10 protein-coding genes are annotated in these 13805 nt (G+C 72.3%); 2 read left to right on the forward strand and 8 right to left on the reverse strand.

Going from position 1 to position 13805, the window contains the following annotated elements; genetic code table 11:
* Positions 1-124 precede the first annotated feature (124 nt).
* Positions 125-1561 (reverse strand): DUF6350 family protein, encoded by a 1437-nt coding sequence (locus ABZS64_RS05850; protein ID WP_355824115.1) that lies wholly within the window; start codon positions 1559-1561, stop codon positions 125-127.
* A gap of 125 nt (positions 1562-1686) precedes the next feature.
* On the opposite strand from ABZS64_RS05850, the gene ABZS64_RS05855 reads away from it, so the two are divergent.
* Positions 1687-3081: a helix-turn-helix domain-containing protein gene (locus ABZS64_RS05855; protein ID WP_355823669.1), complete on the forward strand. Its 1395-nt coding sequence runs from the start codon at positions 1687-1689 to the stop codon at positions 3079-3081.
* 108 nt (positions 3082-3189) lie between these two features.
* Here ABZS64_RS05855 and sucD read toward each other — a convergent pair whose 3' ends face one another.
* From sucD to ABZS64_RS05890, 7 genes are all read right to left on the reverse strand, one after another.
* Positions 3190-4074, reverse strand: a complete 885-nt coding sequence (gene sucD / locus ABZS64_RS05860; RefSeq protein ID WP_355823672.1) for a succinate--CoA ligase subunit alpha — start codon at positions 4072-4074, stop codon at positions 3190-3192.
* Positions 4075-4090: 16 nt separating this feature from the next.
* Positions 4091-5269, reverse strand: coding sequence for an ADP-forming succinate--CoA ligase subunit beta (gene sucC / locus ABZS64_RS05865; RefSeq protein ID WP_355823675.1), 1179 nt, complete (start codon positions 5267-5269; stop codon positions 4091-4093).
* Positions 5270-5600: 331 nt separating this feature from the next.
* Positions 5601-6599 carry a hypothetical protein gene (locus ABZS64_RS05870; RefSeq protein ID WP_355823678.1) on the reverse strand — a complete coding sequence of 333 codons (999 nt, stop codon included), beginning with the start codon at positions 6597-6599 and terminating at the stop codon, positions 5601-5603.
* 104 nt (positions 6600-6703) lie between these two features.
* Positions 6704-7507, reverse strand: a complete 804-nt coding sequence (locus tag ABZS64_RS05875; protein ID WP_355823681.1) for a hypothetical protein — start codon at positions 7505-7507, stop codon at positions 6704-6706.
* Between the two features lie 104 nt (positions 7508-7611).
* A complete protein-coding gene (locus ABZS64_RS05880; RefSeq protein WP_355823684.1) occupies positions 7612-8778 on the reverse strand; it encodes a VWA domain-containing protein in 1167 nt (388 codons plus the stop codon).
* Complete coding sequence (locus ABZS64_RS05885; protein WP_355823687.1) at positions 8775-11159, reverse strand: DUF5682 family protein; 2385 nt, start codon at positions 11157-11159, stop codon at positions 8775-8777. The genes ABZS64_RS05880 and ABZS64_RS05885 overlap by 4 nt, the downstream gene beginning before the upstream one ends.
* Positions 11156-12316, reverse strand: a complete 1161-nt coding sequence (locus ABZS64_RS05890) for an AAA family ATPase (protein ID WP_355823689.1) — start codon at positions 12314-12316, stop codon at positions 11156-11158. Before ABZS64_RS05890 ends, ABZS64_RS05885 begins: the two co-directional genes overlap by 4 nt.
* 129 nt (positions 12317-12445) lie before the next feature.
* Here ABZS64_RS05890 and ABZS64_RS05895 point away from each other — a divergent pair, with 129 nt between their 5' ends.
* On the forward strand, positions 12446-13795 hold the full coding sequence (locus ABZS64_RS05895) for an SWIM zinc finger family protein (protein ID WP_355823691.1): 1350 nt from the start codon (positions 12446-12448) through the stop codon (positions 13793-13795).
* Positions 13796-13805 lie beyond the last annotated feature (10 nt).

Genomic DNA, 13805 nt, shown 5'->3' on the forward strand with positions numbered 1-13805 from the left:
ATCGCGCGCGAAGCACGAAGCACCCGCCATGGGGCCGGGGCCTGCGGCGCGAAGCTGCCGCAAGCCGCCGGGGGCTGGGCGCTTGCCCCCAGTTTCGGGGAGGGGCGGGTTGGGGAGCGCCCTCCTACAGTGACGCCGACGGACCCGGCCCTTCCGGTACCGGTGGGTCCACCTCCGGCTCCGGCGGCTCGCGCGGCGGGAACTCCGCCATCAGACCTCCCGACGCCTCCTTCAGCGCCGCCCATCTCGTCTCCCGCGGCTCCCTCACCTCACACGCCCCCACCCGCAGGAACTCCGCGTCCGGCACAACCACCGCACCCCCCGCACCCCGCCTGCGCCACGCCCGTACCCCCAGCGCCCCCGGCACCCCCACCACCGCCGTCCAACCCGCCGCCGCCGCGCCCGTCAGCCACCATGCCGGGCCGAATTCCGCCAAGCGGCCCGTGCCAAGCGGGCCGCCCGCCGCCGCCGCGAGGGCCGCGGTCAGGAGGCCGCAGCCCACCGCGCCCAGCAGCGCCGTCAGCGCGGTCTCGCGGGCGCCCGACACCGCCCCCCTCCGTACCGTGAACCACGCGATCACCACCCCCGCCACCACCGGCACAGCAGCCGCCGCCCAGTTCAGCAGGGTCCCGCGGCCCTCCGCGGGAACCGCGGCCAGCAGCGGGAAGTGCGGCAGCGCCGTGTCGCCGGTCAGCGCGAGCGGCGTCGCCACGGCGCCCGTACCGAGCGCGAAACCGGGGCCGAGACCGTACGCCGCACCCCACACCGCGGCGTTCGGCACCAGCGCCAGCCCGAGCAGCAGCACCGCGAACCGCCCCGACCACTCCTCCGCGAGATGCAGGAATGAGTCCTGCGTCACGTCCGCGTGCCACAGCAGTGACACCGCGACCAGCAGCGCCCCACCTCCCAGCAACGCCAGCGCCCCCGCCGCCGCGGCCCGTGCGGCGACCGCCACCCGCGTACGGGCGAGCTGGACCCGTACCCGCTCCGGCAGCCACGCCGGCAGCGGCCCGAGTGGCCGTCCGCTCGCCGTCCACACCCCGGCCGCCGCGGAAAGACCGGCCACCACCGTCACATGGAACAGCGCGCTCAGCGCGTCCGCCGCCAGCGGACCGCTCGCCGCATAAACCACCGCCGCCGCGCCGACCAGCAGATACCCCCCGGTCACCGACCACAGCACCCCCCGGGCCGACGCCCGCGGCCGGCCCTCGTCGGGTTCGCGCGCGTCGCGCGCCGCCCGGTGCGCCAGCAGGGCGGGCAGGGCGACGAGCAGCAGCGGTACGACCCCGACCGGCGCCGGATTCCCGGAGAGCGTGTCGACGCGTACGAGCTCGGTGCCGTGCGCAAGCAGCCACAGCCCGGCGGCGACGTGCAGCGCCCCGTCCGGACCGCTGTCCGGGTAGGGGGAGCTGATCCACAGCACCATCACCAGGACGGCGAGCGCGCCGAGACCGAGCCCCGCCGCGGTCACCCCGCGCACGAAGGCCGCGGCCAGCGCGGGCGCACGGCCGCCCTGGACGGCGGCCGGGGCCTGCGACAGCGACGGGCTGGGCTCGGTCATCTGGGTCACGCGGCCATGCTGCCAACGACACGCGCTTTATCCACGTAACAGGCGAATGACCGCTGTGTCGCTCAAGATACGTTTATGTACTTTTTCGCCGAGTGCAGCGCCGCGGGGAGCCCTTCATGACTCAGAGCACCACAGACTCTGCCTCCATCTCCCTGCCCTCCCCCAAGGAACGGCGCAGGCTGCGCGAGGCAAAGTCCCTGAGCGAGGAGCAGGTCGCGGAGGCGGTCGGCGTCACACGGGCGACGGTCAGGAACTGGGAGACCGGGCGGACCAGCCCCCGGGGGCGCAAGCTCAAGCTGTACGCGAAGCTGCTCGCGGATGCGAGACCGGAGGAGAACTCGGAGTGGAGACCGGAGGAACAGTCCGCCGGCACGCCGGACCCGGTCCCGGACCCCGTACCGACGACCAAGAGCGACGCCTCGCCACAACCGGAGCCACAACCCGAGCCCCAACCTGAGGCACAGGCTGAGGCACAGGCTGAGGCACAGGCTGAGGCAGAGCCACAGCACGAGCCGAAGCCGCAGCCCCAGGCCACCGCACCCACCCCGCCCCCGCGCGCCAAGCAGTCCCACGCCACCACCCGGCCCAAGCCCGCCGCGAAGCGCGCGGCCAAGCCGCCCACGATCCCCGCCAATCCGGTCCCGCCGCACTCCGCCCCACCGCGGACGCCGACCCCGTTCCCCGACGCCCAAGTGTTCCCGGCGCTGCCGCCGCCCACCCCGGCCGAGGCCTTCGACGCCCTCTACGCGCACGCCGCATCCGCCCTCGTACGCCAGACCTACCTGCTCACAGGCCGCCGCAGGCTCTCCCACGAGTCCGTCGAGCGTGCCTTCCACCTCGCCTGGGAGCGCTGGCCCGAGGTCGCCGTCGACCGGGACCCCGCGGGCTGGGTGCGGGCCGCCGCGTACGAATTCGCCATGTCCCCCTGGCAGCGGCTGCGGCGCGCCCACCGGTACCCCGACGCCCCGCCCGCCGAGCGTGACCCGCGCGAACTGCTCGACGCCCTGCTGGAGCTGCCCCCGCATTACCGCCGGACCCTGCTGCTCTACGACGGCGTGGGCCTCGATCTGCCCGAGACCGCCGCCGAGACCGAGGCGAGCACGCCCGCCGCGGCGAACCGGGTGCTGCACGCGCGCGCGGCTCTCGCCGAGCAGGTGCCCGGGCTCGACGTACCCGACACGCTCCACGAGCGGCTCACCGCCCTCGCGAACTCCGGTCCGGCGCCGCACCTGATGCCCGCTCAGGCCGTACGGACGGGCAGCGAGCGCCGGGCCAGGTTCTGGACGCGGGTCGCCGTCACCGTCACCACGCTGATCATCGGCGCCACCGCCATCACCCTGCTCAACGCGCCCACGCGGTACGAACCGCCGGTCCCCCCTGGCCAGCAGGTCGAGGGCGTACCGCCGCACAACGGGCCGCAGCAGCTGACCCGGAAGGACCAGCAGCTGCGCGCGAAGCTGCTCTCGGAGCCGGCGCACGGCCCGGAGCGGCTCGTGCCGATGGAGCACTAGCGAGCACTGGCGCCGAGCAGGCAGAACGCGTGTGGGCCCCCACCTCGGATCGAGGTGGGGGCCCACACGTATGTAAACGGGTACTGCGGTACTGCGGTCCTGCGAAGGTCAGGCGCCGAGGATCTCTCGCGCCAGCTTGGCCGTCTCGGTCGGCGTCTTGCCGACCTTGACGCCCGCGGCCTCAAGGGCCTCCTTCTTCGCCGCGGCGGTGCCGGAGGAGCCGGAGACGATGGCGCCGGCGTGGCCCATGGTCTTGCCCTCGGGGGCGGTGAAGCCCGCGACGTAACCGACGACCGGCTTGGTGACGTTCTTCGCGATGAAGTCCGCCGCACGCTCCTCGGCGTCGCCGCCGATCTCGCCGATCATCACGATCAGCTCGGTCTCCGGGTCCGCCTCGAACGCCGCGAGGGCGTCGATGTGCGTCGTACCGATGACCGGGTCGCCACCGATGCCGACGGCCGAGGAGAAGCCGATGTCACGGAGCTCGTACATCATCTGGTAGGTCAGCGTGCCGGACTTGGACACGAGACCGATGCGGCCGGGCTTGGTGATGTCGCCCGGGATGATGCCGGCGTTGGACTGGCCGGGGGTGATCAGACCAGGGCAGTTCGGGCCGATGATCCGGGTCTTGTTGCCCTTGCTGACGGCGTACGCCCAGAAGGCGGCGGAGTCGTGCACCGCGATGCCCTCGGTGATGACGACGGCCAGCGGGATCTCGGCGTCGATCGCCTCGACGACGGCGGCCTTGGCGAAGGCCGGCGGCACGAAGAGGACGGAGACATCGGCTCCGGTCTTCTCCATCGCCTCGGCGACCGTGCCGAAGACCGGCACCTCGGTGCCGTCGATGTCGACGGTGGTGCCCGCCTTGCGGGGGTTCACGCCACCGACGATGTTGGTGCCGTCGGCCAGCATGAGCTTGGTGTGCTTCATGCCGGTGGAGCCGGTCATCCCCTGGACGATGACCTTGCTGTCCTTGTTGAGGAAGATAGCCATGGTGGTCTGAGTTCCCTTACTTCGCGGCCGCGAGCTCGGCGGCCTTGTCGGCCGCGCCGTCCATGGTGTCCACGCGCTGCACGAGCGGGTGGTTGGCGTCGGACAGGATCTTGCGACCCAGCTCCGCGTTGTTGCCGTCGAGGCGCACGACCAGCGGCTTGGTGACTTCCTCGCCCTTGGACTTGAGCAGCGCCAGGGCCTGGACGATGCCGTTGGCGACCTCGTCGCACGCGGTGATGCCACCGAAGACGTTGACGAAGACGGACTTGACGTCCGGGTCGCCGAGGATGATCTCGAGGCCGTTCGCCATGACCTCGGCCGAGGCGCCGCCGCCGATGTCGAGGAAGTTGGCGGGCTTCACGCCGCCGTGGTTCTCACCGGCGTACGCGACGACGTCGAGGGTCGACATGACCAGACCGGCGCCGTTGCCGATGATGCCGACCTCGCCGTCGAGCTTGACGTAGTTGAGGTTCTTGGCCTTGGCAGCAGCCTCGAGCGGGTTGGCTGCGTCCTTGTCCTCGAGCGCCGCGTGCTCCGGCTGGCGGAAGTCGGCGTTCTCGTCGAGCGAGACCTTGCCGTCGAGGGCGATGACACGGCCGTCGGCGACCTTGGCCAGCGGGTTGACCTCGACGAGGAGCGCGTCCTCTTCGATGAAGGTCTTCCACAGGGTCACCATGATGTCGGCGACCTGGTCGGCGACATCGGCCGGGAACTTGGCGGCCGCGACGATCTCGCGGGCCTTGGCCAGGTCGACGCCCTCATTGGCGTTGACCGGGATCTTCGCGAGGGCCTCGGGGTTCTCCTCCGCGACGACCTCGATCTCGACGCCGCCCTGGACGGAGGCCATGGCCAGGAATGTGCGGTTGGTGCGGTCGAGGAGGTACGAAACGTAGTACTCCTCGGCGATCTCCGGTGCCGTCTCCGCGAGCATGACCTTGTGGACCGTGTGGCCCTTGATGTCCATGCCGAGGATCTGACCGGCCTTCTCGACCGCGTCAGCCGGGTCGGAGGCCAGCTTCACGCCGCCGGCCTTGCCGCGGCCGCCGACCTTCACCTGCGCCTTGACGACCGACCGGCCGCCAAGACGCTCGGTCACCTCGCGCGCCGCCTCAGGCGTGTCGATGACTTCACCGGCCAGCACCGGTACACCGTGCTTGGCGAAGAGGTCCCTCGCCTGGTACTCGAACAGGTCCACGCGCGTCCGTCCCTTTTCTGATGATCGCGGTTCGTTGTCTGCGTGGGCGTGCCGCGAAGGGCAACGTGACTGCGCTGTCACAAGGGAGGCGTACACGGTGGCCGGGTACGCGGCATGTCCGTCTCGCAGGTTATCCCCGCCGGACCTGGGTCCCTAAATCGCAGATCACACCTGAGCGGTGATTACGGTCACAGATCGCACGGGTGGGCGCGTCGAACACACTCCATACCCAAGGAAACGGGCGGTCCTCACCCCAATGAGGACCGCCCGTGAAGAATTCCGACCCGCCTGTCGGATTCCGTACTGCGTCAGCGCTGGTGACAGGACTGCGTCAGATGCCCTGGGTCACGTGGGAGACGTAGCCCGGGGTGACCGTGGTGGCCAGGCCCTGGGCGCCGGAGACGGCGTTGCCCGCGAGCGGGGTCGAGGCGACCGTGCCCCTCACGTCCTGTGCGAACGGCCGGACCTCGGAGACCACACCACCCGCGAACGGCGTCACATCGCCGACGACACCCTGCGCCAGGGTGCCGGCGCTGCCGCCGACGCCGTGGGTGACCGGCTGGACGTGGTCGACGATCGTGTCGACGAGCGGGTGGACCGCGCCGACGACGCCGCCCGCGAAGGGCTGGGCCTCGGAGACGACGCCACCGGCGAACGGCTGGACCTCGGACACGACACCGCCCGCGAACGGCGTCACGTCGCCGGTCACGCCCTGCGCGAGGATGCCGACGTCGCCGACCGCCTGCCCGGCGACCGGGAGAACGCCGTTGACGGCCCGGGCGGCGATGGGCGGCAGGGTGTCCTGCACGGCCGCGTAGGCGATCGGGCCGGCAGCGGCGACAGCACTCTGCGCCGTGTACTGGGCCTGGGCCGGGGCCTGCTCGGCGAGCTGCGGCGCGAAGGCTGCCAGCGGTCCGAAGAGATAGTCGATCTCGGCCTGGACGTCGGCGACGTCCGGGGTGGCCGGGACCTCGTACGCCGGGACCTGGCCCTCGGCGTACTGACGGGCCTGCCCGGCGACACCCTGGGCGGAGCCCGTGGCGTGGGAGGCCGAGGCCTTGGCGCGGGCGGCCGTGCCGAGGGCGGTGCCCTTGGCCTGCGCGGCCTTACCGGCGGCGGCGCCCTTGACGGCCTGGGCGGCGTCGACGCCGCGGACGTCCTGGACCACGTCGAGGTCCTTGACGTCGTCGATGGCGTCGGCCGCCTGGTCCGGAGTGGAGAGCGGTACGGAGACGTGCACCTCGTCGGCGCTGGCCACGGCGGTCCCGATGGCCCACATGCCGGTTGCCGTGGCGGCGACGGCAATGGAACGGCGAATGTTCTTGTGCATGCTTACGTCAAATCCTTCGAATTCGGCTGTCCGGAACTATCCGGTTGGCGGGCAGACCTGTCCCGCCCCCGCGCGGCAGGTCTTGAGCGGGGGAAAGGACTGCCCTAGCCGGGGAATTCGAGGATGTCGCGGGGTCGTTCGCGGGTCGGCGCGTCCAATGCCGACCGGTCCGCGCCGGGTACGAGCGCGAACGGCCTGCCGCCCGCACTCGTCGCCGCATGCTGGTCGCCCATGCGCGGCGTATGCGTCTCGGCGGACTGCTGCAGCACACCGGGAGTGGAGTCGTACGGCTCGCCCGGTACGCGGGCGGGTGCCGGTGCCGGTACGGGATGCCCGGGCCGGACTTCGGCCCTTGGCCGGTCGAGGCCGCCGCTGTAACTGCTGTGCTGCCCCGGGGTGCTGGCGGTCGCGCCGGACGACCCGCCCGCCTCGACGACGGGCGGCACGCCGACGAATGGCTGCGTCGTACGCACCTGGTCCGCGCCGATGCCGGCAGGCGTCAGCGGTACGGGAGGGGGCTCGGGCAGGGACCCAGTGGGAAGCCCGGTCAGAATCCCGGTGCGCTGCTGGACCGCGGGCCTTACGACGTGGCGCACTGTGTCCGCGACCGGCTGCGCGACCTCGCGCACCGGCTCGACGGACTGCGCCACGCGCCGCAGTTCCCGCGCCGGGGACGGCCGGGCCGGGGGTGCGACGCTCCCCGTGGCGTCGGCCGGCACCTGGGAGGCGGACGCCTCGGTGGCCGGTGCCGCCTCGGGCAACTCGGCCGCGTGCGCCTTGCCGCCGTAGAGAAGACCGACCGTCAGCAGGCACCCCAGGAACAGCATCACGCGCAGCGCACGCCGTCCGCCCGCCACCCGGCGCAGTACGCGCAGGACGGCAGCAGAACGAGCAGCTGCGGCAGTCACGGTGAGGGAGCCTTCCCTGTCGGCGGAAGCGGACCTTCCGTGGGGATCGGGACGATGCTCGCACGAAACTCCCGGGGCTGCGCAAGTCCCGTGTTACTGATGGGTTACTTGTCCGGTATCGGAAGCGGCCGCTTCTCGATCGCCGCCGCCATCACATCCGGGAAGAGATCCGGCGTACACGCGAACGCCGGTGCGCCCAGCGCCGCGAGGGCCGCCGCGTGCTCGCGGTCGTACGCGGGCGTCCCCTCGTCGGAGAGCGCCAGCAGCGCGACGAACTGCACGCCCGACGCCTTCATCGCCGCTACCCGCTTCAGCATCTCGTCCCGTATGCCGCCCTCGTAGAGGTCGCTGATCAGTACGACGACGGTGTCGGCGGGGCGCGTTATCTGCGACTGGCAGTACGCGAGCGCCCGGTTGATGTCGGTGCCGCCGCCGAGCTGGGTGCCGAAGAGCACGTCGACCGGGTCGTCGAGCTGGTCGGTGAGATCGACGACCGCGGTGTCGAAAACGACAAGGCGGGTGGCGATGGAACGCATGGACGCCAGGACCGCGCCGAAGACGGACGCGTAGACGACGGAGGCGGCCATCGAGCCCGACTGGTCGATGCAGAGGACGACGTCCTTCTTCACGGACTGCGACGCCCGGCCGTATCCGATGAGCCGCTCGGGCACGACGGTGTAGGCGCCTTCTTTTTCAGGAATCGGCAAATAATTCTTGAGGTTGGCCCGGATCGTGCGGTCCCAGTCGATGTCCCGGTGGCGCGGGCGGTTGATCTTCGCCGAGCGGTCGAGCGCCCCGGTGAGCGTGGAGCGGGTACGGGTGGCGAGGCGCTTCTCCAGGTCGTCGACGACCTTCCGCACGACGGCCCTGGCTGTCTCCTTGGTCGTCTCGGGCATCGCCTTGTTGAGGGAGAGCAGGGTGCCGACGAGATGGACGTCCGCCTCCACGGCCTCCAGCATCTCCGGCTCGAGAAGCAGCGTGGACAGACCGAGCCGGTCGATCGCGTCGCGCTGCATGACCTGGACGACGGAGCTGGGGAAGTACGTACGGATGTCGCCGAGCCAGCGCGCGACCGAGGGCGCGGACGCCCCGAGTCCGGCCGAACGGTTGCCGCCGCGGCCGTCATTCCTGCCACCGCTGTTGCCGTAGAGAGCTGAGAGGGCACCGTCGATCGCCGCGTCCGTACCGGCGAGGGCGCATCCGGTGCCGTCGGCGGACTCACCCCCCAGCACCAGCCGCCACCGCCTCAGCCGCTCGTCGTCGTGGCTCATCGGCCCACCCCCACAAGGTCGTTGTCGTCGTTGTCCTGGGTGCCGGTGCCCAGCAGCAGTCGCAGCAGTGGCAGCACCGCATCGGCCCGCTCTTCGTCGAGGCCCGCGCCGAAGCCGGGCACCGTGGACTCGTCGCGCATCGGACCGTCGGCCGCCGACGGCCCGCGCCGGACCAGCTCACCCAGCGTGCGGCGTACACCTGATTCGTACGCGGAGAACGTGCGGCGCAGCAGCGGCAGCACGTCCGTGAACTTGTCGGCCGGAACTCCCGTCAGCCAGGCGTCGACGAGCCCGAGCAGGCGGTCGTCGTGAACCAGGAGCATCCCGCCGCCCGACGCGCCGCCGACGAAGCCCTCGATCCAGGCGGCCGCTTCGGTGGGCGCCGTTCCGGGCGAGAGCGCGAGGCTCATGAGCCGCGCGGCCTCGTCCTCCTGGAGTCGGCCGTCGTCCAGCAGCAGCCGGGCGGCCCGGCCCCGTATGACCCCCGGCACCGTGTCCCGCCCCGCGAGCCGGTGCAGTACGGAGCCCCAGCGTTCGCTCAGCTCCCGGGCTCCGGGCAGCAGCCCGAGCGCGGTGTGCACCCCGTCCAGGTGTCCGCGCATCTCGGCGGCGCCGTCCACGTCGAGCCCCGTGCACGCGGGCGGCAGTCCGACACAGATGCGCTCGGCGAGTCCGGCCGCGACCTCGCCGAGTGCGGCCGTGTCGGTGGACCGGACGTCTCCGTACCGCAGGGAGCGGGCCAGGGCGGGGAGGGCCTGGGCGAGATGACCGACGTCCGCGTCGAGCGCGGCGCGGTCGGCCAGCGCCCTCATCACCACGGGGAGTGCGCCGGGCAGTTCGGCCAGCAGGCAGCGCTCGGCGAGCTCGGTGACCTCGGCGAGGGCGGTCGCCGAGACCGCCTGGTTCGCCGCCTTCGCGGTGGCCGCCGAGAGCACGGTGGTCCCCCACACTCCGGCCTCGGCGACCTTGACGAAGAGCTCCGGCTCCCAGCGCAGCCGCCAGCTCTCCCGGAAGGTGCCCGTACTCCCCCGGCCCGTGACGGGCTCGCCCCAGCCGACGCCGAGCAGCTTCAGCCGGTGCAGCAGCCGGCTCTTCGCCGCGTCGGTCTCCTTGCGCAGATCGAGATCCAACTCGCGCTCCAGCGCCTCCGGTTTGAGCCGGAGGCTGCGCTGGAGGCGGCTCAGGTCACGCTGCAGCGGCACGGCCGGGGCTGCGTCCGGCACCTCGCCGAGGACGTCCCCGACGATCAGCCGGTCCCTGATGAGGTCGAGCGGCACGTCGGAGCCGTCGCACATCACCGCCCGCACGGCATCGGTCGTCTCGGCCAGTCCGGCCAGCGGCCGGCCGCGCATCGCGGCAAGGGTGTCGGCGAGGCGTACGGCCTCGATGACATGGGCCGAGGACACCATCCGGTCCTCGTCCCGCAGCAGCCTGGCGACCTTGGTCATCCAGCGCTCGACGGGCCGGTCGGGCGCGCCGAAGAGATGTCCGTACCAGCCGGGTGAGTCGATCCCCGCGCCGTAGCCGCTGTGCCGGGCGAGCCTGCGGTGCGTCCACGGCACCCAGGTCATTTCGGTCCTGACCCTGGGCAGCCCCTTGAGGAGTGCCTTGTCGGCAGCGAGGGTGGTCTTCTCGCCGAGCGCGGGCACGTGCCAGGCTCCGCAGACGACGGCGACGCCGTCTCCGAACTCCTTGCGCGCGGCGCGCAGTTGGATCCGCATATGGGCCTCGCGGGCGAGGTCACGGTCGTGCCCGCCGTGGCCGTACATCTCGCGCAGCGCGGTCATGGCCTCGCCGAGCGCCGCGAACGGTGCGCGGGGGTCGCCTTCCTTCACCCCCGGCCCGGCTCTGGACCCGGCCCCGCGGTGCTCGATGACGTCCTCCCACCACCGCTCCGGGTCGTCGTACCCGGCGGTCTCGGCGAGGACGGCGATGGGATCGATCCGTACGCCCGCATCGGGCGCGGCATCCCATTCGGGATCGACGGCCTCCCCGTCGGGCGCGGCCACGCGCGGATGCCCGTCGGGCACGGCATCCCATTCGGGGTCGCCGGCCGCCGCCATCGCCAGCGAATGCGCCGCAGGGAGGTCGATGAACCGCACCGGCACCTCCCGCTCCAGCGCCCAGCGGATCGCCACCCATTCCGGCGAGAACTCGGCCAGCGGCCAGAACGCCGCACGTCCCGGGTCGTCCACGGCATGGGCAAGCAACGCCACCGGCGGGCGCATCTGCTCGTCCGCCGCCAGCGCTAGCAGCGCGTCGCCCTCGGGCGGTCCCTCGATCAGCACCGCCGGGGGCACGGCCGCATCCAGCGCGGCCCGCACCGCACGAGCCGAGCCCGGACCGTGGTGCCGGACGCCGAGCAGCAGAGGGCCGGTCATGCGCTCACCTCACGGCAGGCGCGGTAGAAGTCCTTCCAGCCGTCCCGCTCGCGGACCACCGTCTCCAGATACTCCTGCCAGATGACACGGTCCGCCGCCGGGTCACGGACGACCGCGCCGAGGATCCCGGCCGCCACATCGCCGGGCTGCAGTATCCCGTCGCCGAAGTGCGCCGCGAGCGCGAGCCCGCCCGTGACGACGGAGATCGCCTCGGCCGTGGAGAGCGTGCCCGAGGGCGACTTGAGCTTGGTGCGGCCGTCCGCCGAGACCCCGTCCCGCAGCTCCCGGAAGACGGTGACCACCCGGCGGATCTCCTCAAGGCCTTCGGGCACGGCCGGCAGATCGAGCGAGCGCCCGATCTGGTCGACGCGCCGCGACACGATGTCGACCTCGGCCTCGGACGTCGCGGGCAGCGGAAGCACCACGGTGTTGAAGCGGCGGCGCAGCGCGCTGGAGAGGTCGTTGACCCCGCGGTCGCGGTCGTTGGCGGTGGCGATGAGGTTGAACCCGCGCACGGCCTGTACTTCCTGCCCCAACTCCGGGATCGGCAGGGTCTTCTCGGACAGGATCGTGATCAGCGTGTCCTGTACGTCGGCGGGGATACGGGTCAGCTCCTCGATCCGCGCCGTCATGCCCTCCGCCATGGCACGCATGACGGGACTGGGGACGAGCGCGTCACGGCTGGGGCCGTGGGCCAGCAACTGGGCGTAGTTCCAGCCGTAGCGGATCGCCTCTTCGGGGGTGCCCGCCGTGCCCTGCACGAGCAGCGTCGAGTCGCCGCTGACGGCCGCGGCCAGATGCTCGGAGACCCAGGTCTTGGCGGTGCCGGGCACGCCGAGGAGCAGCAGCGCCCGGTCGGTGGCGAGTGTGGTGACGGCGACCTCGACGATCCGGCGCGGCCCCACGTACTTGGGTGTGATCACCGTCCCGTCGGGGAGCGCGCCACCGAGCAGATACGTGGACACGGCCCACGGCGACAGCCGCCAATTGACCGGGCGCGGCCGGTCGTCGGCGGCGGCGAGCGCCTTGAGCTCCGCGGCGAAAGCGTCCTCGGCATGCGGCCGCAGGGCCTCGGCGCCGGCGCCTTGGCCGGTCGTCGTCCCAGTCGTCGCCCCGGTCGTCGTCACGGTTGTCGCCCCGGTTTCGGACACGGTCATGGATCCCCCTCCAGATCGGTTCCAGATCCTTCGACCCGATGTGGATTCCACGGTGCACCATGCCACTGACAATCGACCGTCGTTGCAGGTCAGGGCCCATTGTCAGTGCCGGCCCGTAGCGTCGTCGCCATGAATCAGGTGGGGGTGCGCTGGACGTCGGAACAGGTGCTGGCACTGGCTCCTGACGACGCATCACGCAAAGCGGGAAACAAACTCGGCGCGGCCGGGCCGTGGTCCGGCGCGGGCAGCAGCGGCTCGGGGGCCGTGTGGGGCCTGTGCAAGGGCAGCGGCAGCAAGCCGTACCAGACCGTCATCGACACCACGGGCCCGGCGTACAAGTGCAGTTGCCCGAGCCGGAAGTTCCCGTGCAAGCACGCGCTGGGACTGCTGCTGCTCTGGGCGGCGGACGAAGCCGCAGTCCAGGTCTCCAGCACACCGGACTGGGCGGAGGAGTGGCTGGAAGGGCGCAAGCAGCGCGCCACGGACAAGGAACAGAGCGGAGAGGGCGCGGGGCAGGCGGCAAAGACCGCCGATCCCGAGGCGGCCAGGCGCAGGGCCGAGCGCCGGGCGGGGCGGATCACCGCGGGGGCGACCGAGCTTGAGCAGCGGCTGGCCGATCTGCTGCGCGGCGGCCTGGCGGCGGCCGAGCAGGCGGGGTACGGGCTGTGGGAGGAGACGGCTGCCCGCATGGTCGACGCGCAGGCGCCCGGACTGGCAGGCCGGGTACGGGAGTTGGGTGCGATACCGGGCTCCGGGCCCGGCTGGCCGGTGCGGTTGCTGGAGGAGTGCGCGCTGATCCACCTGCTGGACACGGCCTGGCTGGGGATCGAGCGGCTGCCGCAGCCGCTGGCCGCGACGGTCCGCACCCGGGTCGGGCTCACCTCGCCCGCCGAGGGCCCGCCGGTACGGGACGACTGGCTGATCCTGGCCCAGTACGACTCCTCGGACGGCAAGATCACCACGCGCCGGATATGGCTGTACGGGCGTGAGTCCGGGCGCACGGCACTGCTGCTCTCCTTCGGCGCGGCGGGCCGGTCCCCGCAGCAGGCCCTTCCTGTGGGGCTGATGGTCGACGCCGAGCTCACCGGGTACGCGGGCGCGGGACAGCTGCGGGCGGAGCTGGGCGAGCCGTTCGGCGCACCCGTGCCGATCGTCTCGCCGCCGCCGGGCGGGTCGGTGGCGTCGGCTCTGGATGCGTACGGCAAGGCGCTGCGGGACGACCCGTGGCTGGATTCCTGGCCGGTGACGCTGAGCGGCGTCATACCGGTCCCGTCGGGCGACGGGTGGCAACTGGCCGACGCCGACGGCGAGTCCGCGCTGCCCGTCGCACCCGCGGCGCTCGCCCGCACCGGGCTGTGGAAGCTCGTGGCGCTCTCCGGCGGCGGCCCGGTGACCCTCTTCGGAGAGTGCGGCCACCAGGGCTTCTCGCCGCTCGCCGCCTGGTCCGTGGACGGGTCCGAGACGGTCCCGCTGATCTGAACGTACGGAG

The organism is Streptomyces sp. NPDC005408, assembly GCF_040606445.1.
GTDB lineage: Bacteria > Actinomycetota > Actinomycetes > Streptomycetales > Streptomycetaceae > Streptomyces.

Coding starts and splice junctions, on each gene's coding strand:
- ABZS64_RS05855 (WP_355823669.1), top strand. CDS start 1,687: ATGACTCAGAGCACCACAGACTCTGCCTCCATCTCCCTGCCCTCCCCC.
- ABZS64_RS05895 (WP_355823691.1), top strand. CDS start 12,446: ATGAATCAGGTGGGGGTGCGCTGGACGTCGGAACAGGTGCTGGCACTG.
- ABZS64_RS05880 (WP_355823684.1), bottom strand. CDS start 8,778: ATGAGCCACGACGACGAGCGGCTGAGGCGGTGGCGGCTGGTGCTGGGG.
- ABZS64_RS05850 (WP_355824115.1), bottom strand. CDS start 1,561: ATGACCGAGCCCAGCCCGTCGCTGTCGCAGGCCCCGGCCGCCGTCCAG.
- sucD (WP_355823672.1), bottom strand. CDS start 4,074: ATGGCTATCTTCCTCAACAAGGACAGCAAGGTCATCGTCCAGGGGATG.
- ABZS64_RS05885 (WP_355823687.1), bottom strand. CDS start 11,159: ATGACCGGCCCTCTGCTGCTCGGCGTCCGGCACCACGGTCCGGGCTCG.
- ABZS64_RS05870 (WP_355823678.1), bottom strand. CDS start 6,599: ATGCACAAGAACATTCGCCGTTCCATTGCCGTCGCCGCCACGGCAACC.
- ABZS64_RS05890 (WP_355823689.1), bottom strand. CDS start 12,316: ATGACCGTGTCCGAAACCGGGGCGACAACCGTGACGACGACCGGGGCG.